This is a genomic window from Methylocella sp. CPCC 101449 (genome assembly GCF_031921685.1).
GTDB lineage: Bacteria > Pseudomonadota > Alphaproteobacteria > Rhizobiales > Beijerinckiaceae > Terripilifer.
Map to the genome: position 1 here is coordinate 588,448 of NZ_JAPDHU010000002.1, position 20,368 is coordinate 608,815.

Consider the following 20,368-nt stretch of genomic DNA (forward strand, 5'->3'; position numbering starts at 1 on the left):
GATCAGAACCTGCGCCCCTCGAAGAGATCGCGTTCGCGGACGAAACTCTCGCCGACGAGATCGAAGAAGGCGCGCACGCGCGCGGTCTGTTTCAGATCGACATGGGTGACGATCCACAATTCGCCAGCGATCTCGGCGATCGGCGTGGTGAGCGCGCGGGCAAGGCCAGCTTCGCTGTCGCCCAGATAGCAGGGTAGGAGGGTGATGCCGACGCCGGCCTTGGCGGCGATGGACTGATTGACCAGACTGTTGGAGCGATAGACGAAAGCCGATGGCGACACGTGTTCGCCGAGCCAGTCGGCAGCAGCGATGCCCGCGATCCCGGCTTCCCAACCGATCACCGCGTGGCGGTCGATATCATCTGCACCGTGCAGCGCGCCGTGGGCTTCAAGATAGTCCGGCGCCGCATAGAGCGCCCAGGCCATATCGGCCAGTTTGCGCCCCCATAATTCGCCTTCCTTCGGCCGGACGGGGCGGAGCGCGATGTCGGCCTCGCGCCGCGACAGGCTGAGCACGCGGTTCTCGATGACCAGCTCGACGACGATGCCGGGATGGACGCGCCGGAAGCTGGCCAGATGGCTGGTGAGGCGGCTGTAGGCAAGGGTTTCCGACGAGGTGATGCGCAATTGCCCGGACAGGCGATGGTCGCCGCCGACAATGTCGCGGTCGAGCGCCAGCGCCTCGTCCTCCATCCGCTCGGCGCCCGCCGCCATGCGCGCGCCAGCCGGCGTCGTCTGGTAGACGCCGCCCGGCAGCCGTTCGAACAGGCGCACGTCGAGCCGCGTTTCCAGCGCCTTGAGCCGCCGGAAAGCGGTCGAATGATCGATGGCGAGGGCCTGGGCCGCTTGCGTCAGGCTGCCAGCCCGGTGCACTGCCAGAACCAGTTTGAGGTCGTTCCAGTCTTCCACAGGCTCCGTTCTAGCAGAGCATCGGCTTGCAGTCATGCAAACAGGACTGGCAAAAATCCAACGAGTATTGCGTTCATGCCGGCTCCATATTGCGGACCGACCGATCGCGCCATCGCGGCGCCTCTCGCAAGGATAAGACCCCATGAAGCTCTATTACGCCCCCGGAACCTGTTCGCTCGCCCCGCATATCGTCGCCAATGAAGCCAAGATCGCGCTCGACCTGGAACGGGTCGATCTCGGCAAGACGCCGCGGCTAACCAGCAGCGGCACCGACTATGCGAGCGTCAATCCCAATCTCTATGTCCCGGCGCTGCGGCTCGATGACGGTGCTGTCCTCACCGAGGGCGTCGCCATCATGCAATATCTGGCTGACTATGAGCCGGAGAATAAACTCGTACCGCCGCCCGGCACATTGGCCCGCGTCCGGCTGGAGCAATGGCTCGTCTTCATCAGCTCCGAACTGCACAAGATGTACAGCCCCTGGCTGTTCCATCCCGAATACGGCGCGCAGGCGCAGGAGGTGGCGCGCGGCAAGCTCGCCCAACGGCTGGCCTATGTCGATGCGCAGCTCGCCACCAACGGACCGTTTTTGCTCGGTTTGGATTTCTCGCCCGCCGACGCCTATCTGTTCACCATCGTCGGCTGGTCGCAATTCACCAAGATCGATCTCTCGCGCTTCACCTATCTGCGCGCCCTGATGGATCGCGTTGCCGCGCGCCCTTCGGTGCGGGAAGCCATGCTGGCGCAAGGCCTGCAAGTCAAAGATCCTGTGGTCGCGGCGTGAGGGCAGAATGACACAGAGCGCTGCCTGGCTCTGGCTCGTCGTCGCGGGCCTCTGCGATGTTGCTTGGGCGATCGCGATGAAATATGCGCAAGGTTATACGCGACCGGGCTGGACCCTGCTGTCGCTCCTCTTGCTGGGCATCTTCGTCTATCTCCTGGGCCGCACGCTCGACGTGTTGCCGGTCGGCACCGCCTACGCGGTGTGGACCGGCATCGGCGCCGTCGGCACGGTGGTGATGGGCGTGTGGCTGTTCGGTGAAACCCTGCATCCCCTGCGGCTTGCCGGTGTAGCTTTGGTCGTCGCCGGCATCGTCGCGCTGAAATGGGCGCCGGCTTAGAGCAAATCGCGTTTCGATCGAAAGGCGATTTGGCTCAGAAGCTCATTGGCGTGACGTCTTTCGCGGCCGTGCCTTCCCGCTCCATCGCGCGTTGGAAGGCCGGCCGTGTCATGCAGCGGCCGAGATAAGCTTCAAACACGGGTGTCGCCGGCATCGCTTTCAGAATGTTGATGCCGAAGTGAATGCCAGACGCCAATTGCGTATCGACGGCGGAGAACGTATCGCCAATCGCGAAAGGATGTCGCGCGAGCTGTTTGTCGAGGTTGGCCATCATGTCGTCGAAGGAGCCGAAGGAGAAGGCGCTCGGCCGATAGTCCATGTTCTGCGCGTGTGCCGCCAGACAGGGATCGAAGACGGAATCACAATAGACGATCCAGGTCAGAAACGCGCTGCGTTTGGCATCGCCGGGCAGGGGCGCCAGTCCGGCCTGCGGAAAGACCTCGGTCAGATACTGGCAGATTGCGGCGCGTTCGGTGACGACCGTGCCGTCATGGTCGATCGCCGGCACTTTCTTGTTCGGTTGAATGGCGCGATAGTTCTCCGGCACGCCGCCCGGTTGACGGATGTCGATGACCACAGGCTCATGGGGAATGCCGAGTTCTTCCAGCAGCCAATGAACGCCGGTCGATCGGGAAAATGGCGTGAAGTAGAACTTGAGCATCTGGTCCTCCTGCGCTCGGTGATGGAACCTAGCCACCTCCTGCCGTCAGGATGTGTCAGGAGGCATTGGGGAACCGTTCATAAGGCGTGGAGTTGGGTCCGTATCGGATCAGCCACAGGAGCGAACCATGCCCAGAGGCGATAAGGACAAATACACCGACAAGCAGAAGCGCAAGGCTGAACATATCGAGGAAGGCTACGAGAAACGCGGCATTCCCGAGGATGAGGCCGAGCGACGCGCCTGGGCCACCGTCAATAAGGAAAGTGGCGGCGGCAATAAATCAGGCTCTGGCCGTGGGGTCCCCGACACGAAAGTCGCGGCCCGCAAGGGCGGGCGCCTGGGCGGGAAAGCCGCGGCGCGCCGTCCTGCCAGTGCGCGATCGGCTTCGGCGAAGAAGGCGGCGGCCACGCGCAAACGCAATCAGGCTGGCTGATCGCATCTTCGGTAAAGACGAAACGCTGCTCTGTTCACGGAGATCGAGCGATGACGACGACTTCGATTGTGAAGGCGACAAAAAAGCAGCGCGCCATTCAAAAGCAGGTCGATGCGGTCGATGAAGCCCGCACCAAGGATCGCCAAAAGGTGGATCAGCCGGCCGCCGTGCAAGCCGGGGCCCGCATATATCCGGCGCCGCCTTTTCCTAAGCAGCATTTGCCAAAGCCTGGCCATGAAACCCATGTCGATCCAGCGCCGCTTTACGATGCGCCTTATTACACGGGATCCGGGAAGCTGCATGGCAAGGTGGCGCTGATCACCGGCGGCGATTCAGGTATTGGCCGCGCCGTGGCGGTTCTGTTCGCACGGGAAGGCGCCGACGTCGCCATTGGCTATCTCTCGGAACATGAAGATGCAAAGCAAACGAAGGCTGCTGTCGAAGCCGAGGGACGGCAATGTCTTCTGTTGCCTGGCGATGTCTGCCGCCGCGATTATTGTGACGATGCCGTCCTGCAGACGGTCAAACGTCTGGGCCGGCTCGATGTTTTGGTCAATAACGCCGCCTTTCAGATTCATGTCGCCGCGTTCGAGGATCTCACCGCGGAACATTTCGATATGACTCTCAAGACCAATCTCTACGGCTATTTTTATATGGCTCAGGCCGCCGTCAAACATATGCGATCGGGCGCCGCGATCATCAACACGGGATCTGTCACGGGTATCGAGGGGAGCAAGGAATTGCTCGATTATTCTATGACCAAAGGCGGTATTCATGCCTTTACGCGGGCCCTTGCCGCCAATCTCGTCGAACGCGGCATACGGGTGAATGCCGTGGCGCCCGGGCCGGTGTGGACGCCGCTGAATCCGTCGGACAAAGAAGCGAGCGATGTTTCCATGTTTGGCGCCAAAACCCCGATGAAGCGACCGGCGCAACCGGAGGAAATTGCGCCCGCTTATGTCTTTCTCGCTTCACCGCAGTGCTCCAGTTACATCACAGGAGAAATTCTGCCGATTATTGGTGGTTACTGAGTCCTTTAGCAGACGGCATTTTACGGTTTCTGCTGTGTCGATGTATTTGTATCGACTGGGGAACCATGGCGCGAGTTCGACACCCCGTAAATTTCCGCCGCGAACCAAGCCATTAATGCGAGAACGAGGCTGCCCAGCAGAATGGCGAGCACGCGCATGCCTTTGCTGCCCTGTCGTGCGCGGATGGGGGAGATGCGAAAAACCAAAGCTGCCTCCTCAGGCTGGGATTGTCAGCTCGATCGCGCGGCGCGCGATATAAAAGCCAACAGGCATCAGTGGCGATGGTTCCGCAAATCGGCAAAGCAACACATCTGCGGCGCTTTCGCCACGCATGTGGCGTCGTTCAATTCAGATTCCTGTCGGAACGATCATGGACTGCCGGAGTTTGCTTCGGGGCGGGTGGCAACTAGAGGAGGCCATCATGCGCCTTACAACAGGGATGGCCCTAGCGGGCACCATGTTTTTGATCGGCACCGGTGCCAGTATCGCACAGGAAGTCTATGTTCAGCCACGGCAGCGAACGATCGTCCGGGAATATATTCAGGTCGATCCGTACAATCAGCGGACGGTCGTGCTGGAGCGCGAATATATTCGACAACCGTCCATGGGGCGGCCCGTAACTGTCGCGCCTTATTCCAACGAAATGATCGACACCACGCCACGCCCGCCGCGCAACATCCGCAACATCGAGGCGGTGGACCCGTCATCACCCTACCTGCGCGATCGCCCGGTCGTCATCGAACAACGCCGTGTGATCGTCGATCCCAATGACGGACATGTTGTCGAGGTTCTGGAATAGACGAATATTGAGCCGGCGCGAGGTACGCGCCGGCTTTTGTGGTCGTCACTGGATATTTGAACGTTTGCAGCCTAGACGTTCGATAAACCGGCGGACGTGGCGCTTGACCCCCCACCTGGTGGAGGTTCTAGGACGGCGAGCGAGACGAACCACAGCGAGAAAAACTACACCATCGGCGAGTTGGCCAAACTCAGCGGCGTGTCGGTGCGCACAATTCGGTTTTATTCTGACCGGAAATTGTTGCCGCCGCGCCTGCGCAGCGCGAGCAATTCCGACGACGATGTGGCCCGTCTCGATCTCATCCGAGCGTTGCGGCAAGCCGGCATTGGTCTTGAGGCCATCGGCAAGCTGCTTGCTCGGCGGCTACCGCTCCGGCAGGTTCTTGAAATGCGTTTACAGACGCTGGAGGCGGAAATGCGCGCGCAGCGTCGCATCGCCGCCACCCTGAGAGCTGCCTTGCGGACAGCCGATCCCACGGAAGCCGATCTCAGGAGACTCTGGACCATGACCCATCTTTCGCAAACCCAGTTCCACGCCGCTGTCGAACAATTTTACGACAAGGTCGCGGCTGGCGCGCATATCGACGATGCCTGGAGGCAGCAGATGGTCGATGCCGCCACGCCGACATTGCCGGACGAACCGACGCCGGCGCAGATCGATGCCTGGAACGAGATCATGACGATCCTGTCGGACGAGTCCTACCTGGCGGAAATCAAAGCTGGCGCCCAGACGATGTGGACCAAGGATTTCGATCCCAACGTCTATGCCAAGGCGGCCAATGCGACTTTCGACGATGTGAAGGCGGCCATCGCGCGCAAGGACGACACAAAAGGCGAGACAGGCCTGCGAATCGCGCGCGCCTGGCTCGAAGCTTCCGCGCAAGCCATGCAGCGAGAACCGGATCACTCGCTCATCCAGTGGCACCTCGATCAATATCGCCGGCATCACGATCGCGCCGGACGTTATCAACAACTGCTGGCGATCCTGCGTGGCGACGATCCATCCGACGCGTTCAGCAATGAGTGGTTGTGGATCCACACCGCCATGGGCGTTTTGCTTGGCAGGAACGACGAAAGCGGCCACGCATAATATATGCATGGCCGTCCCACATCATCCGCGCTAATCCTGGCCGATGAAGGACAGCCCAAAGATCATTCTAGTAACCGGCAGCGCCGGCCATCTCGGCGAAGCGCTGGTTCGGACGCTTCGGGTGCGGGGAATGCCCGTGCGAGGCATTGATATCAAGTCGTCGGCCTTTACCGATCACGTAGGCTCCATCCTGGATGCCGCTTTCGTGCGGGATTGCATGAAGGGGATCGGCACGGTTCTGCATGCCGCGACTCTGCATAAACCGCATGTGGTCACCCATACGGCGCAGGACTTTATCGACGTCAATGTCACCGGCACGTTACGGCTTCTCGAAGAAGCCGTAACGGCGGGTGTCGAAGGTTTCATTTTCACCAGCACGACGAGTACCTTCGGAAGCGCGTTAACGCCAGCACCGGGGGAGCCCGCCGCTTGGGTAACCGAGGGGGTAACCCCCGTACCCAAGAACATTTATGGCACGACCAAACTGATGGCTGAGACGCTCAGCGAATTGTTTGCACGCCGGCATAAGCTGCCGGTGATCGTTCTGCGCACGTCGCGTTTCTTCCCGGAGGCCGATGACGATGCCGCCATGCGCGCGCGTTTTGATCTCGACAATGCGCAAGCCAACGAATTGCTGCATCGCCGCCTCGATATCGCCGATGCGGTCGAGGCCCATCTGTGCGCTGCCGAGCGAGCGCCAACAATGGGCTTTGCCCGCTACATCGTTTCGGCGACGAGCCCGTTCGGCCAGGACGATCTCGCGGATCTGCGCCAGGATGCGGCTGGCGTAATGCGGCGGCTTTATTCCGATTGCGCGGCGCTTTATGCAAAAAAGGGCTGGCATCTCTTTCCGTCGATTGACCGGGTCTATGTCAACGACCTGGCGCGGCGCGAGCTCGGATGGAATCCCAGCTATAATTTCGCCCATGTGCTGGAATGCTTACGAGAGGGCCGCGATTTTCGCAGTCCGCTCGCCGTGGCCGTTGGCAGCAAGGGCTATCACGACAGAGTCTTCGAGGAGGGGCCTTATCCCGTGGCGGGGGGCGGGTAGGGCTCCCGCACACAGGGCTGCCCTGCGCCGGCCGCTCGCCTGCTGACAGAAATCTGGTTTAGGCTGCGCTATCCTTCCCTGATCGCAGTGTAGTCCCTGAACCCAATGCCGTCCTCCCGCTTTTTCTATGGCTGGCTCGTCGTCGCGGCGGCCTTTGCCGTCACTTTTGTCGGCTTTGGCTGCGCCTATGCGTTCAGCGCTTTCATGGAGTCCCTGCAACGGGATTTCGGCGCCTCGCGCGGATCGGTGTCGCTGGTCTTTGCTTTCGCCGGGTTTCTCTATTTCGCGCTTGGCATCGTCAGCGGCCCGCTGGCCGATCGCTGGGGCGCGCGACTGTTGGCGATTTTAGGCATGGTCCTGGTCGGTCTTGGCCTCATTCTGGCGTCCTTCGCGCGCACCATCACCGAGGTCTATGCGGCCTACAGCCTGGGGATCGGCGTCGGTGTCGGCGCCGCCTATGTGCCGGCGGTCGGCGCCGTGCAGCGCTGGTTCGTGCGTCGCCGCGGCTTTGCCTCCGGTCTGGCGGTGAGCGGCATTGGCGTTGGAACGCTCGTCATGCCGCCGCTGGCGGCGCTGCTGATCGGCACCTTCGGCTGGCGACAGGCCTATCTCGTTCTCGGGATCATGGCTTTGATTATCGGTGTCGGCATGGCGCTGTTCATCGTCGACAATCCCAAGGATCGCGGCTTGTCACCGGATGGCGAAGCCGCACCAGGCAGTGGGGTAGGCCCGGTGCAAGGCTTTGCCGTGGCCGATGCTGTACGCACGCCGCAATTCCTAGGCCTTTATGCCGCTTGCCTCATCTGTGCCTTCGGCGTGTTCGTGCCCTTCGTCCATCTCGTGCCGTATGCGCTCGATCACGGCATTGACGCGTCCTCGGCTGTGCTGCTGATCGGCGCCATTGGCGTGGGCAGCACGGCCGGGCGTTTCTTTCTTGGCGGGCTCGCAGATCGGATGGGGCGGCAGTCCTTCTTGCTTGCCACCTTCATCGCCATGGCGGCGACATTGGCGATCTGGGCGGTCGCGACGAGTTTCTGGCCCCTGGCGCTTTTCGCACTGCTGTTCGGCGCCGCTTATGGCGGCTGGGTCGCCATTCTACCCGCCGTGGTGATGGACCATTTCGGCGGGCGTAATGTCAGCAGCCTGATCGGCATTCTCTACACCAGCGTCGCCTTCGGTACGTTGATCGGTCCGAGCGCCGCCGGCTTCATCTTCGACATCAACCACAGCTATCTGTTACCGATCCTCGCCAGCGTCGCGGCCAATGTCATCGCGGCTTTCGTCGCCTGGTCGGTGTCGAAGCGAGGCTGAGGCGATCAACGCCCCAGCGAACAGCCGGCGCGCTTGATCATGTCGTCGACGAGCAGGGGCGTGGCCGGCGTCTCCACCGCATTGCCTTGGCGCGTGGCCGCTCTAAGAGCTTGATGAGCGGCACGGTCGTTCAAGGTCAGCGGTCCCTGGCAGGTGGCGCGGGTGCCGACCGCCTTCACCAGGATGCCGGTGGTTTCACCGACACCGGCGAGATAGGCGAGCAGGATCTGCCGGGCCGTCGCTTCGTTCGGCGCCTTCTCAAGCATTTCCATGACCTGCGCGACGGAAATCTCGCCGCGCGATGTCGAGGGCGCGGCCTGCGCGGACGCGAAAATGCCGGTGGCGAACAGGGCAGCAATAACGAGGACGCGACAGGCCATACATCTTCTCCGTTTCGGTGTCGGAGACGTATTGCGGAAAAAATTTATTGTCAAACGATAATTTATAGCTATAGATCAGAAATCATCTGATTGGAGCCACCATGTCCACCGAAGTCCTCTCCGACAATGTCCGTGCCCTTCGCCTCGCGCGCATCCGCCGCCTGAGCCGGATTTTGGCTATGGCCTGTACCGCCACCTCGATCCTGCTCACGGTGGCCTTGCTGGTCTATTGGACAGTGACACCGACACCGGCCCTGTTGAGCGCCCAAGCGGGCGTGAGCCACGGCTATACGATCGAACTCGGCTTCACCATCCGCGTGCTGGCTTTCCTCATTTCCATGGTGCCGCTGGGCGCGCTGATCTATGGCCTGATGCAGGCACGACATTGCTTCGCCGCTTTCGCCGCCGGCCGCATTTTTTCGGCTGAGAGCGCTGGCCGTCTACGCAATTTCGCCATGGCCATCATCGCCTCGGCGCTGTTGAAGCCGCTCGCCGGGGCGGCACTCTCGGTGTTGTTGAGCTGGCATGGCTCGCCCGGCACCAAGTCGCTTGTTTTCAACATCGGTTCGGACACGGTGCTCGGCCTGATCTTCGGCGGCACTGTTGCGTTGATCGCCTGGGTCATGCGGGAAGCCATGACCATCGCCGATGAAAACGCCCAATTCGTCTGAGGCCGCCATGCCCATCAAGGTCAGGCTCAATGTCATGCTGGCGGAGCGCAATGCCAAGTCGAAAGACCTGGCCGAATATGTCGGCATCACCGAAGCCAATCTGTCACTGCTGAAACAGGGCAAGGTGAAAGGCGTGCGCTTCGAGACATTAGAGCGCATCTGCCAGTTCCTCGGTTGCCAGCCGGGCGACCTCCTGCGCTATGAGGAAGACGGCGAGGGATGACGCGGCCTAGAAGCGGCCGCCGACGCCACCCAGGCTCATGCCGCCAAAGCCGCCTCCGCCACCACCGCCGCCCCGGCCGCCGCGACCTCCGCTGAAGCCCGTCGGCGCGCTCTTCTGCTCCGCTGCCGTGGCGGTCGCCAGTTCGGCGCTGGTGACGCTGCAACTGCCTTTCCTGTCATAGCGGGCGAAGAACATGCCGCGCTGACCGATGAAGGATTGCCGGCTGATCCGGCCTTTCGCATCGGCGCCGAAAAAGCCGAACTCTGCCCGTTCGAACAGCGGACTTGCCCGCCGGATGGTGCCGAACTCCCGTTCGTCGATATAGCCATGCCGCTTGACGTCGGCCTGGTTGAACAGACGGGTGAGATAGGCCTTCCATTGCTCGCAGGTGTAGACGCCGCCTTGGCCGCCCCAATCGGAAGCCGTCGACAGCACGATGTCCTTCGGGCTTGCGCCAAATACGTCGTCGCTCTTGCGCCGATCCTGGGCGTTGGCGCTCGTGAGCGCGAGAGCGGATAGGGCCACGGCGACCGTCGTTTTTTGAAACGTTCTCATCTGCACTCTCCCGCATCAACCTCGGAGCGGAGCTTGGCGAAAATCGCGTCAGACTTGTGGCAGTTTTCCGAAAAGATGGGAACGGCAGATTAAGAAACGTTAAGGCGGGTGGCGACGCACGTGTCCGCCACCACCCGTAAGGCCTAATGCCCTTTACGAATCTCCGCCACATCCTCCGCCTTCACGTTGGGCGGCTCGCCACCCCAGGTGGCGCGCATCCAATTGGCGAGGTCGGCCATCTGGCGATCGTCGAGCACATCCTTGAAGGCCGGCATGGGCTGCATGCGTTCAAGCCCCGGAAAGCGGCGGGCCGGAATGCCGTTGAGCGTCGTGTGGATCAGGTTGCGGGCACTTGTCAGGCGCAGCGAGGCATTGGTGGCCAGAGGCACCACCACATGGGGAATGCCTTGCCCCTCGGCACCGTGACAGGCGGCGCACAGTGCCACATAGGTGCCACGCGCCGCGGTCGCCACTTCGGCCGCAACCGGCACCGGCTTGGGCGGCGCCGGCGGTGTTGCGTCCTTCGGCAGGGCATCGAGGCCGAAGAGATAGGCCGACATGGCGTCGAGATCGTCCTTGGTCATGTACTGGGTCGAGAAATGCACGACCTCATACATCTGATTGGTCATCGCGCCTTGTGCCGAGAGACCGGAATTCATGAAGCCGGCCAGAAGTTGCGGCGTGAACCCCATGCGCGTCAGGCCGTCCTTGGTGATGTCAGGCGCGAACAGGCCTTCGAGCAAGGCGCCTTTCAGATAATCGCTCGGGATCATGCCCTGGGTGAGGTTGCGCGGCGTGTGACATTCGCCGCAATGGGCCAATGCATCGACCAGATAACGGCCGCGATTCCACACGTCGGAGCGGGCGGCATCCTTCGTCTGGGTCTCGCTTGGCAGATTGAGCAGGTTCCAGAAGGTCAGGCCTTGCCGGATGTTGAAAGGGAAGGTGAGTTCGTTGGCCGGATTGGCCACTTTCATCGGCGGCCGGCTCATCAGATAGGCATAGACCGCGTCCACGTCTTCCGGCGTCATCTTGCGATAGGAGGCATAGGGCATGGCCGGATAGAGATGGCGCCCGCCCTTGCCGACGCCGTCGCGCACGGCGCGATGAAACTCGGCCCGGCTCCAATTGCCGATGCCGTTGTCAGGATCGGACGAAATGTTGGTCGAATAGATCGTGCCGAACGGCGTCTTGAACGGCAGGCCGCCGGCCCAGGGCGCGCCGCCCGTCGTCGTGTGGCAGGCATAGCAGTCGGCAGCCACGGCGACATAAGCGCCACGCTGCGCCAGGCTCTTCATCTGGTCGGGCAACAAGGGCTGATCGATGTCCTTGGCCACCACGCTCTTTTCGAACAGGCCGGCGAAAATGCAGCCCGCGAGAACGGCGCCACAGACGATCAGCAGGATTAATACCCCCAGCAGTTTTCTTGCGCGCATGATCGTCAGGCTTTCACGAGGCCGGGAGTTTTCAGGATGACGTCACGCACCGCTTCGAAATAGCGGACATAGCCGGTGCAGCGACAGATGTGCTTTTCGAGCGCCTCGCTGATCGTCTGTTCGAGATCGGCGCGCCGCACCGGCTTGCGCTTCAGCTCATCCATCAGCACGGTCGCGCCGGTGACGAATCCGGGCGTACAGTAGCCGCATTGAAACGAGAAATGTTCGATAAAGGCCTGCTGCACTGGCGACAAAGCGGTGATCGCTCCCGAAGCATCGCGCGTCGCATGGCCTTCGACCGTGCGCACCTTCTTGCCGGCGAACCAATGAGCGCCGGTGATGCAGGTGCGCATTTCGCGCATGGCGCCGTCGTCGCCATCGACGATCACCGTGCAGGCATGGCAGATGCCCTGGCCGCAGCCCATGCGCGAGCCGGTGAGATTGAGATATTCGTAGAGGAAGTCTTGCATCATCATCGTCTCCGGCACGTCGATCGGATCGATGGTCTTGCCGTTGACGGTCAGAGACAGTTTGCGCATCGCGAGCGTCATGACAGCGCCCCCCTGATTTTATCAGATGTGATCGGCAGGTCGTAGAACCGTTTGCCGATGGCATGGGCGATCCCGTTGGCGATCGCCGGCACGATGGCAATCATCACCACTTCCGCGATGCCCTTTGGCGGATCGGTCGCCGAGAGAGGCGGCAGAATTTCCGATGTCTGCGACCACACCGCCACGTCGGCGGAACGGGGCAGTTCATAGCGGTTCCAGTTCCACGTGCCATTGCCGGGACCATCCTCGTAGAGCGGTAGATATTCTTTCAGTGCGTGACCGATGCCCATGGCGATGCCGCCTTGGATCTGTCCCGACACCAGTTCGGGCACCACCTGCGTGCCGCATTCCATGATCGAATGATGCGAGAGCAGGGTGACGTCGCCCGTCGCCGTGTCGACCACCAGTTCGGCCAAGGTCGCCATCGGCGCATAATAGGTGACGCCGGCATTGTTGCGCTGGGTCGGCGGATAGGTGATCGAAGCGCGCTCGACGAACTGCCAGCCGGCCAATGTCATCAGCGCCTTGTTATCGGCGCTGGCGCCATCGCCATATTTAACCGCCAGGGCATCGATCGGCAGTTTGCGCCGGCTGCCGGCGATATCGAATTCCGCTTCCGCCCATTGCCAGCGGTTGAACGTATGTACGGTGACGCCGGTGACGAGGCCGAGGCGATGCGCTTCCGCCGCCACCTGTTCGAACGTAAGCGCCGGCAGGCCGCCGGCGTTGATCACGCCGCCATCGAGCCGCAAATCCTCGCGCCGCACGGAATAGGGCGCGATCACGCCGCCGCCGATGCCGCGCGACCACAGCGATTGCGCGGCCGGCCAGATGGCGAGTTCGAGCAGAGTGCGTGCGGCTTCGCGTGTCGCATGGCCGAGATAGTAGACGCTGTTGGTGGCGCTCATCGGCGACGTAAACGTCGGCGTCCAACGCGGGCTCTGCTTGCGCTTGTCTTCTTCCGCCTGCGCCATCGTATAGGGCTCATCGGTGGTTTCGAGTGGCATCTGTGGCCACTCGACCTTGCCGTATTCGGTTGCCTCCGGCGCCTTGCCGAGAATGTCGCGCACCATGATGGCTTGCGATGTCGTCGTGCCCGTGCCGATCTCATGCGCCACATGGGCGAAGGTCAGCTTTCCTTTGGCATCGAATTCCAAAGTGGCGAGGGCCGCTTCGGCGCCGGTGCCATAGTCCTTTTGCACGTGACCGTAGCCGACGCCATATTTTTTGCCCGGATTGGCCGCTTCGTAAGCGGCCTTTTTCTTCGCCTTCTCGGTCCACAGCGGATGCCGGCGTGCCTTGGCAAGAATTTCCTCGTTGCGCAGCGCGCCGGCGGGGATCGCGCCTTGCGTGTTTTTCATGCCCGATTTGAAGACATTGCGCAGGCGCAGTTCGATCGCGTCCATGCCCAACAGTTCGGCCGCCTCGTCGATCATCATTTCCGTGGCCGACATCGATTGCAGTGTGCCATAGCCGCGCGTCGAACCGGCATCGACTGCGCGGGAGGCCAGCGCCACGGCGGAGAAATCGCTCTTCGGCAGATAGTAAATCGATTGCGCCGCCGTCGCGCCGACGAAGGCGACGGAGAAGGAGAAGTTCGCGCGTCCGCCGCCATCGTTCTTGAAATGGCCGCTCATGGCGCGGAACTTTCCCGTCTTGCGGTCGATCGCCAGAGCATTGTCCATCCAGAAGGCATGACGCTTCAGCGCCATCTGGAATTGCTCGTAGCGATCGTTGGCTAAACGGACCGGCCGCCCATCGCCATAAAGCGCGGCGACGACACAGAAGAACGGGAAGATCGAATGGTCCTTGGTGCCGTAGCCTACCGTATAACCGACCTTGAGATCGATTTTCTTGAGCGGGAATTTCGATTTCGACACCAGGGTTGCCGCCACCTCCGCCACTTCATAGGGCGACTGCGTGGCGATCATCGCATGCAGAATGCCGGTCGAGGGCTCGTACCAGACATTGCCATTGTCCGGCTCCATCGCCGAAGCATCGACCGACTGCGAGAAATATTGATGCTTCACCACCAGCGTATCGGCACCGGCGCTGTCGATGTCTTTCTTGATCTCCTCGGCGGCGGTCATGCCGCGCGCCATGGCATCGCCATCGCCTGGTTTCGGCCAGGCGGCCTCGTCGCCGTTGAAGCCCGCGAAGATCACCGTGTCCTTATAGGGCGAATAGCGGTCTTCGGCGTCCGGCGTGCCGCCGTCGATGCGCACATAGCGTGAGGCGCCATAATGCGGCGGATGGGAATAGGGCGCCTCGGCACCGTAACGCACCACTTTGTCGTTGAAACGCAGCAGACGCTTGGCCGCGTCATAGCGGGCGAAATCGCGATAGATCAGCATCGCAACCGGCTGGCCGAGCAAGCGCGGGTTCTGTCCCTTGGGCACCAGAAAGACGTCGCCATAGAAGCCGGGCACGGGGATGACGATGCCATCGGCAATCAGATCCTCGTGCAGCACCAGCCTGTCGGGCTTCAGGTCGTCGCCGAGCAGAGAGAGATCGACGCTGTCGAAAACGCGATCGACGCGGGTCGCATGCAGCAGGAAGGCGTGCGACTGCTCCTTCGGCCATCCCTCGAGATCGCGTGCGCGATAGTCGCGAGAAAATGTCTTCTCGCCGGTAACTTTGGCGATCGCATCGAGACGGTATTTCGGGCGCCCGTCGGCTTTCAGCCAATCTGGTCCGGGGCGGGGCGGCGTCTCGATGAGTTGCGCCTGCGCGGATGGGAGGAATGACACCTCAATGGCGACGCCGGCCGCCACGCCGGCCTTGAGGATGTCCCGGCGAGAAACATGGGCCTTCATCGTTTCCACCCCTGGAAAGATTGCCGCTACCTAACGGTCCATATGACCAAGCCTCAGTTTAGGACACTCTTTTGAAAAGATACAATGAAGGATCGATGAGACGTTGGGAGGATTGCATTTCTTGGTTCACGCGTCGACAAAGGCGGCGAATTTGTCGACGAATCCCTGCAGAAAGCCGCGCGTTGAGTCGTTGGTGATCTGAAAGTCGTCGCTGATCAGATCGGGCTTGTATTGCAGATAGACCTCCGGCTGCGCCATGACGCGCAGATCGAGCACGGGCAAGAGGCTGCGCAATTGCGATTGCGCTACCGCCGTGCCAGCCGCGCCACCGGACGCGCCGGCCATGGCCGCCGGTTTTCCCCGCCAGACATTTTCGGGATAGGGCCGCGTGCCCCAGTCGAGCGCATTCTTCAACACGCCGGGAATCGAGCGATTATATTCCGGAGTGATGATCAACACACCATCGCATGCGGCGATCGCTTGTTTGTAAGCGGCCGCGGGCATCGGCTTTTGCGCCAATAGATCCTCATTATAATGGGGAAGCGCGGAAATATCGATAAATTCAAACTGTAATTTTCCAGTAGCCAGCCGTTCAAGCGCGCGGGCGAAACGCTGATTGATCGAACCGTGGCGAAAGCTGCCGACGAGAACCGCGATCTTTTTCATGACACCCTCCAGTATTAACCAAGCGATGGCATAGGCGGCCGCAAGCCGTCGATGATCTTACAGGTCTGGCGTCGCTTGTCGAAGGCACCGCCGATTAGTTCATGATCGACTATTGGCGGATTGCGCCGCCGATCCGGTCGGGTGCGATTGAGTGCATGAGTCGCGGGCGCGCGGAGGCCGATCCATGTCCACCCATCCTATCAGCCGCTTTCCGGTGCCTGAACTGTCCGATATCCCTCCTGACATTCTGGAGCGGCTCTTGGCGGTTCAAGAGAAGTCGGGCTTCATTCCCAATGTCTTTCTCGTTCTGGCGCATCGGCCGGACGAGTTTCGCGCTTTCTTTGCCTATCACGACGCGCTGATGGACAAATCAGGTAATCTGACCAAGGCCGAGCGCGAGATGATCGTCGTGGCGACGAGCAATGCCAACCAGTGTCAATATTGCGTCATCGCCCATGGCGCCATTCTGCGTATCCGCGCCAAGAATCCGCTGATCGCCGATCAGGTGGCCGTCAACTATCGCAAGGCTGACATCACCGATCGCCAGAAGGCCATGCTCGATTTCGCCTTCAAGGTGGCCTTGGAAGCCTATGCGGTGGAGGAGGCGGATTTTGCCGCGCTGGCGCGCCACGGGTTTACCGACGAGGACGCCTGGGACATTTCGGCCATCGCTGCCTTCTTCGCGCTCTCCAACCGCATGGCCAATGTCACCCGCATGCGGCCGAATGCCGAGTTTTATACGCTTGGCCGTTGAACTGGCTGAGTTTAGGCAAACGGCGGCGGGCATTTTGCCCAGGCATTGTGGCAGGCGGAGAGTCAGCGCAAACTGGAGTTGCAGGGCCTCCGATTCCCGGGTCGGCACACATGCCGCTGGGACGCTTTTCGGCCTGAAGAGGAGGGAATATGGAATTCACCTTTCTTCGCCCCTGGGCGCCGCAGCTTCTGAGCATCGTCCGCATCATCGCCGCCGCGACTTTCATAACCCACGGTCTGATGAAATATTTCGGCTGGCCGGCACCATTCCCCGCGCCTCTGACCTTGCCTTTCTACATTGCCGGCGTGCTGGAAATCGTCGGTGGTATTCTCCTGTTGATTGGTCTGTTCTCCCGGCCGGTGGCCTTCATCCTCGCCGGTGAAATGGCCGTCGCCTATTTCCTCTATCATGCGCCGCGTGGCTTCTTCCCCGTGCTCAACGCCGGCGAGGCGGCGATGCTGTTCTGCTTCATCTTCCTCTATATTGCTGCTGCCGGTCCTGGCCCCTGGAGCGTCGATGCGGCGATGCGCCGGGAATAGGCGAGAGCGTATGGAGTGACGCGTGGCCACACGCAAACCGATAACGGCACTCGATACCCATGAGGTGACGAACCAGCCGCCGCCGCTGGAAGGCATCGATCTTTTCAGCAGCGATCGCGCCTTGGTGGATGCGGTCACGAAAGCCGGCGAAAGCGGTCATGCCGAACGCTTGTCGCGATTTGGCCGCCGCGCCGGATCGGCCGAGGTCATCGGCTGGGCGCGCGATGCCGAGCGTTCGGTGCCGGTGCTGGAGAGTTTCGATCATTACGGTCAGCGCATCGATGAGGTGCGCTTTCATCCCGCCTATCATCACCTGATGGCGCTCGGGCTCGACAACGGTATCGCGGCGTCGGCCTGGGACGGCACCTCAAACGGCCATGTGGTTCATGCGGCGCTGAGCTTCATACTCGGGCAGGTCGATGCCGGCGTCATCTGTCCGATGACGATGACCTGCGCCTCCGTCGCGGCGCTGAAAGGCGACGCGGGCGTCGGCAGCGAATGGGCGCGGCGTGTGCTCGCCAGTCGCTACGATCCGGCCTCCAAGCCGGCTTCGGAAAAAGCCGGCGTCACCATCGGCATGGCGATGACCGAGAAGCAGGGCGGTTCCGACGTGCGCGCCAACACGACCCGCGCCGAACCGCTCGACGTGAGCCGCGACACATTTGCGTTGACAGGCCACAAATGGTTCTGCTCGGCGCCTATGTCCGATGCCTTCCTGACATTGGCCTATAGCGACCGGGGACTCACCTGTTTTCTTGTGCCGCGCTGGCAGCCGGACGGCGAGCGCAACGCCGGCTTCCGCATCATGCGGCTGAAGGACAAGCTCGGCGACCGTTCGAATGCCTCCTCGGAAATCGAATATCACCATGCCTTCGCCTGGCGCATCGGCGAGGAGGGTCGTGGCATTCCCGCGATCATGCAGATGGTGCAACACACGCGGCTCGATTGCGTCATCGGTTCGGCTTCGACCATGCGTGCCGCCTTGGCGCAGGCGCTGTGGCATGCAGCACATCGCTCGGTCTTTCAGAAACGGTTGATCGATCAGCCGGCGATGGATGCTGTCTTGGCCGATCTGGCCATTGAGAGCGAAGCTGCGACCGCTCTAGGCTTCCGCCTTGCCGTCGCTTTCGACACGCGCGAACCGCTCGCTCGTCTGCTGACGCCGATAGCCAAATATTGGATCTGCAAGCGCACGCCAGGCTTCGTCTATGAGGCGATGGAATGTTTGGGTGGCGCCGGTTATGTCGAGACCGGCCCGATGGCGCGGCTGTTTCGCCAATCGCCGCTGAACGCGATCTGGGAAGGGTCAGGCAATGTCATTGCGCTGGATGTGGCACGCGCGATGGAGCGCGAGCCCGAGGCTGTCGCCGCCCTGAAGGACCTGTTCGCTACGGCGCGCGGGCTCAATCCCATCTATGATGCCGCGCTAGCGACGCTGGAGGGAACGCGGGCCGACGAAGCCAGCGCCCGCCATCGCGTTGAGCGCATTGCGCTTTTGGCGCAGGCGGCGATTCTTCTGGCGGCGCAAAATCCGAACGCCGAAGCTTTCTGCCGTTTGCGCCTTGAACATCCATCCTTCGCTTATGGCGGTTCCGCAGCTGAGATCGAAAGCCGGGCGATCATTGATCGGGCGTTGCCAGTTGTGTGAGGAAGGCCGGGGGAGCGTTAATGCGCGGCGGCGTTCGCGCCGTTTGGAAAGAATGCGTTAACCGAAGTCGATCGCCTGGGTCGCTGGCGGGATAGTCAAAACGGGCAAATGGGTGTCCACTATGACGCTCCTTTATGTTTTGTTTTTATATTTTGATTGATGACCATGTCGATTGAGGCAAGATCTCTGCTGGGCGATCTCCGGCTGGCGCGCAAAATCACCGCGATCCGGCTCCTGGCGGTCGTCGCGATGGCGGGGCTGATAGCCTTCTTTGCTTATGTGATTTTCGACGCCAGACGCGATGCGGAAGTGGCGGCGCAGCAGGCAGCGACGAGCCTGACCACGGCCATCGCCCAGGATATTTCAAGAAATTTCGAGTTGTATGGCCTATCGTTGCAAGGCGTCATTCAAGGCTTGAAGAATCCCGCCATCGCCGAGGCATCGCCGGAACTGCGGCAACTGGCGCTTTTCGACTATGCGTCGAAAGCGCGTTATCTCAATCGTATCGTTGTCATCGACGCGAACGGTCGCGCGATCGCGCAATCGCAAGGCGACGTTCTGCCGAAGGAAAATTTCGCCGACAGGAACTATTTTAAAGTTCAGCAGCGGGCGAACGATGACATTCTTTATGTCAGCGAGCCGTTGCAATCGCGGATCGATCAGGACTGGATCATTGTCGTCAGTCGCCGCATCGCGAACGCCGACGGGTCCTTCGGGGGCGTGGTGGCGGGTAGTGTCAGTCTGGCTTATTTCCAAGCCCTTTTCATGAACCTGAACGCCCACAAGGATGATGCGTTCGCCGTTCTCAGTTCCGACGGCGTTTTGATCAGCCGGCAACCCTTCAGTCTGATGGACATAGGCAAGCGTCTCGGTCAGACGACGCTGCTGCGGGCGATTGAGAACAAGCAAACGGCGATCTTCACGGCCGCCTCGCCGATCGACGGCATGGAACGATTGTACGGAGCGGCCAGAGTGCCGAACCTTCCGCTCATCGTCACCTATGCCATGCCGGAGAAGCGCATCTATACGGCATGGCGGCAGAAGGCGCTGACCTTGAGTGCCATGGTGCTGGGCCTGTGCGCGGCGCTGGCGGCGCTTGGCCTCATGCTCCTGCGCGAGTTCAGGCTGCGCCGCAAATTCGAGATCAAGCTTGCCGCTGCCGCTGGCCACCTCAAAGCGTTGTCGCGCATCGACCAGTTGACGAAATTGCCCAATCGGCGCGCCTTCGACGAGCGAAGCGCGCTCGAATGGCGGCGTGGCGCGCGTGAGAAAAGCAGCCTGTCGATCCTTGTCATCGATGTCGATCATTTCAAGCAATATAACGACCGCAACGGACATGTGGCCGGCGATATGGCTTTGGCCGTCGTCGCCCATTGCATCAGAAAACATATCAAGCGTCCGGCGGATTTCGCCGCCCGATATGGCGGCGAGGAGTTCGCGGTTCTACTGCCTTCGACGGCGCCCGAGGGCGCGGAAAAGGTCGCCGAAGATATTCGCCGGTCGGTCCAGCTCGCGCATCTGTCCAATCAGATCGTCGAACCTCTGTCGGTGAGCATTGGCGTGACGATGGTCACGCCAATGCCCGGCATATCGTTTCAGGACGCGTTCAAACTGGCCGATGAAGCGCTCTACGGCGCCAAAACGATCGGTCGAAACCGCGTGGTCTTCGTTCCGGCCGACGGCGCAACGCGGGCCGCGACCTCCACGAATACGCCGGAGTGATCC

At 61.4% G+C, this 20,368-nt stretch carries 23 protein-coding genes; 14 read left to right on the forward strand and 9 right to left on the reverse strand.

Annotated features, from left to right (window positions below; genetic code table 11):
- Nucleotides 1–2: 2 nt before the first annotated feature.
- Nucleotides 3–908 carry a LysR family transcriptional regulator gene (locus tag OIM99_RS13430; protein WP_311850926.1) on the reverse strand — a complete coding sequence of 302 codons (906 nt, stop codon included), beginning with the start codon at nucleotides 906–908 and terminating at the stop codon, nucleotides 3–5.
- Nucleotides 909–1,050: 142 nt separating this feature from the next.
- On the opposite strand from OIM99_RS13430, the gene gstA reads away from it, so the two are divergent.
- Together gstA and OIM99_RS13440 are read left to right on the forward strand one after the other, a co-directional pair.
- Nucleotides 1,051–1,692, forward strand: coding sequence for a glutathione transferase GstA (gene gstA, locus OIM99_RS13435; RefSeq protein ID WP_311850927.1), 642 nt, complete (start codon nucleotides 1,051–1,053; stop codon nucleotides 1,690–1,692).
- A gap of 7 nt (nucleotides 1,693–1,699) precedes the next feature.
- Complete coding sequence (locus tag OIM99_RS13440; RefSeq protein WP_311850928.1) at nucleotides 1,700–2,029, forward strand: multidrug efflux SMR transporter; 330 nt, start codon at nucleotides 1,700–1,702, stop codon at nucleotides 2,027–2,029.
- Nucleotides 2,030–2,063: 34 nt separating this feature from the next.
- Here the strand turns inward: OIM99_RS13440 and OIM99_RS13445 are convergent, their stop codons facing one another.
- On the reverse strand, nucleotides 2,064–2,690 hold the full coding sequence (locus OIM99_RS13445; RefSeq protein ID WP_311850929.1) for a glutathione S-transferase family protein: 627 nt from the start codon (nucleotides 2,688–2,690) through the stop codon (nucleotides 2,064–2,066).
- 127 nt (nucleotides 2,691–2,817) lie between these two features.
- Here OIM99_RS13445 and OIM99_RS13450 point away from each other — a divergent pair, with 127 nt between their 5' ends.
- Both OIM99_RS13450 and OIM99_RS13455 read left to right on the forward strand, forming a co-directional pair.
- The gene (locus OIM99_RS13450; protein WP_311850930.1) at nucleotides 2,818–3,123 is read left to right on the forward strand and encodes a plasmid stabilization protein; all 306 of its coding nucleotides are present in this window, start codon (nucleotides 2,818–2,820) and stop codon (nucleotides 3,121–3,123) included.
- Between the two features lie 50 nt (nucleotides 3,124–3,173).
- Complete coding sequence (locus tag OIM99_RS13455; RefSeq protein WP_311850931.1) at nucleotides 3,174–4,154, forward strand: SDR family oxidoreductase; 981 nt, start codon at nucleotides 3,174–3,176, stop codon at nucleotides 4,152–4,154.
- 20 nt (nucleotides 4,155–4,174) lie between these two features.
- Here OIM99_RS13455 and OIM99_RS13460 read toward each other — a convergent pair whose 3' ends face one another.
- Nucleotides 4,175–4,360, reverse strand: coding sequence for a hypothetical protein (locus OIM99_RS13460; RefSeq protein ID WP_311850932.1), 186 nt, complete (start codon nucleotides 4,358–4,360; stop codon nucleotides 4,175–4,177).
- A 215-nt stretch (nucleotides 4,361–4,575) separates the two neighbouring features.
- Between OIM99_RS13460 and OIM99_RS13465 the strand changes: the two genes are divergently transcribed.
- The 4 genes from OIM99_RS13465 (at nucleotide 4,576) to OIM99_RS13480 (ending at nucleotide 8,404) form a co-directional block, all read left to right on the forward strand.
- Nucleotides 4,576–4,953: a hypothetical protein gene (locus tag OIM99_RS13465; RefSeq protein ID WP_311850933.1), complete on the forward strand. Its 378-nt coding sequence runs from the start codon at nucleotides 4,576–4,578 to the stop codon at nucleotides 4,951–4,953.
- 96 nt (nucleotides 4,954–5,049) lie between these two features.
- Nucleotides 5,050–6,042, forward strand: coding sequence for a MerR family transcriptional regulator (locus tag OIM99_RS13470; protein ID WP_311850934.1), 993 nt, complete (start codon nucleotides 5,050–5,052; stop codon nucleotides 6,040–6,042).
- A gap of 43 nt (nucleotides 6,043–6,085) precedes the next feature.
- Nucleotides 6,086–7,093 (forward strand): NAD(P)-dependent oxidoreductase, encoded by a 1,008-nt coding sequence (locus tag OIM99_RS13475; protein ID WP_311850935.1) that lies wholly within the window; start codon nucleotides 6,086–6,088, stop codon nucleotides 7,091–7,093.
- A gap of 105 nt (nucleotides 7,094–7,198) precedes the next feature.
- Nucleotides 7,199–8,404 carry an MFS transporter gene (locus OIM99_RS13480; RefSeq protein WP_311850936.1) on the forward strand — a complete coding sequence of 402 codons (1,206 nt, stop codon included), beginning with the start codon at nucleotides 7,199–7,201 and terminating at the stop codon, nucleotides 8,402–8,404.
- Between the two features lie 5 nt (nucleotides 8,405–8,409).
- Here the strand turns inward: OIM99_RS13480 and OIM99_RS13485 are convergent, their stop codons facing one another.
- Entirely contained in the window at nucleotides 8,410–8,784 is a 375-nt protein-coding gene (locus OIM99_RS13485) for a chlorophyllide reductase (protein ID WP_311850937.1), read from the reverse strand.
- A 101-nt stretch (nucleotides 8,785–8,885) separates the two neighbouring features.
- On the opposite strand from OIM99_RS13485, the gene OIM99_RS13490 reads away from it, so the two are divergent.
- Together OIM99_RS13490 and OIM99_RS13495 are read left to right on the forward strand one after the other, a co-directional pair.
- Nucleotides 8,886–9,455, forward strand: coding sequence for a DUF2975 domain-containing protein (locus OIM99_RS13490; protein WP_311850938.1), 570 nt, complete (start codon nucleotides 8,886–8,888; stop codon nucleotides 9,453–9,455).
- Nucleotides 9,456–9,462: 7 nt separating this feature from the next.
- Nucleotides 9,463–9,678 (forward strand): helix-turn-helix transcriptional regulator, encoded by a 216-nt coding sequence (locus tag OIM99_RS13495; protein WP_311850939.1) that lies wholly within the window; start codon nucleotides 9,463–9,465, stop codon nucleotides 9,676–9,678.
- 6 nt (nucleotides 9,679–9,684) lie between these two features.
- Here OIM99_RS13495 and OIM99_RS13500 read toward each other — a convergent pair whose 3' ends face one another.
- The 5 genes from OIM99_RS13500 to OIM99_RS13520 all read right to left on the reverse strand — a co-directional run bounded on the left by OIM99_RS13500 (nucleotide 9,685) and on the right by OIM99_RS13520 (nucleotide 15,702).
- A complete protein-coding gene (locus tag OIM99_RS13500; protein WP_311850940.1) occupies nucleotides 9,685–10,233 on the reverse strand; it encodes an EF-hand domain-containing protein in 549 nt (182 codons plus the stop codon).
- A gap of 143 nt (nucleotides 10,234–10,376) precedes the next feature.
- Nucleotides 10,377–11,669, reverse strand: a complete 1,293-nt coding sequence (locus tag OIM99_RS13505) for a cytochrome c (RefSeq protein WP_311850941.1) — start codon at nucleotides 11,667–11,669, stop codon at nucleotides 10,377–10,379.
- Nucleotides 11,670–11,674: 5 nt separating this feature from the next.
- On the reverse strand, nucleotides 11,675–12,208 hold the full coding sequence (locus OIM99_RS13510) for a 2Fe-2S iron-sulfur cluster-binding protein (protein WP_311852262.1): 534 nt from the start codon (nucleotides 12,206–12,208) through the stop codon (nucleotides 11,675–11,677).
- A gap of 8 nt (nucleotides 12,209–12,216) precedes the next feature.
- Complete coding sequence (locus OIM99_RS13515; protein ID WP_311850942.1) at nucleotides 12,217–15,036, reverse strand: molybdopterin cofactor-binding domain-containing protein; 2,820 nt, start codon at nucleotides 15,034–15,036, stop codon at nucleotides 12,217–12,219.
- A gap of 126 nt (nucleotides 15,037–15,162) precedes the next feature.
- Nucleotides 15,163–15,702: an NADPH-dependent FMN reductase gene (locus OIM99_RS13520; protein ID WP_311850943.1), complete on the reverse strand. Its 540-nt coding sequence runs from the start codon at nucleotides 15,700–15,702 to the stop codon at nucleotides 15,163–15,165.
- Nucleotides 15,703–15,886: 184 nt separating this feature from the next.
- Here OIM99_RS13520 and OIM99_RS13525 point away from each other — a divergent pair, with 184 nt between their 5' ends.
- The 4 genes from OIM99_RS13525 (at nucleotide 15,887) to OIM99_RS13540 (ending at nucleotide 20,365) form a co-directional block, all read left to right on the forward strand.
- Nucleotides 15,887–16,456, forward strand: a complete 570-nt coding sequence (locus tag OIM99_RS13525; RefSeq protein ID WP_311850944.1) for a peroxidase-related enzyme — start codon at nucleotides 15,887–15,889, stop codon at nucleotides 16,454–16,456.
- A 149-nt stretch (nucleotides 16,457–16,605) separates the two neighbouring features.
- Complete coding sequence (locus OIM99_RS13530; RefSeq protein WP_311850946.1) at nucleotides 16,606–16,995, forward strand: DoxX family protein; 390 nt, start codon at nucleotides 16,606–16,608, stop codon at nucleotides 16,993–16,995.
- A 22-nt stretch (nucleotides 16,996–17,017) separates the two neighbouring features.
- Entirely contained in the window at nucleotides 17,018–18,643 is a 1,626-nt protein-coding gene (locus OIM99_RS13535; protein ID WP_311850947.1) for an acyl-CoA dehydrogenase family protein, read from the forward strand.
- A gap of 165 nt (nucleotides 18,644–18,808) precedes the next feature.
- A complete protein-coding gene (locus OIM99_RS13540) occupies nucleotides 18,809–20,365 on the forward strand; it encodes a sensor domain-containing diguanylate cyclase (RefSeq protein WP_311850948.1) in 1,557 nt (518 codons plus the stop codon).
- Nucleotides 20,366–20,368: the final 3 nt, after the last annotated feature.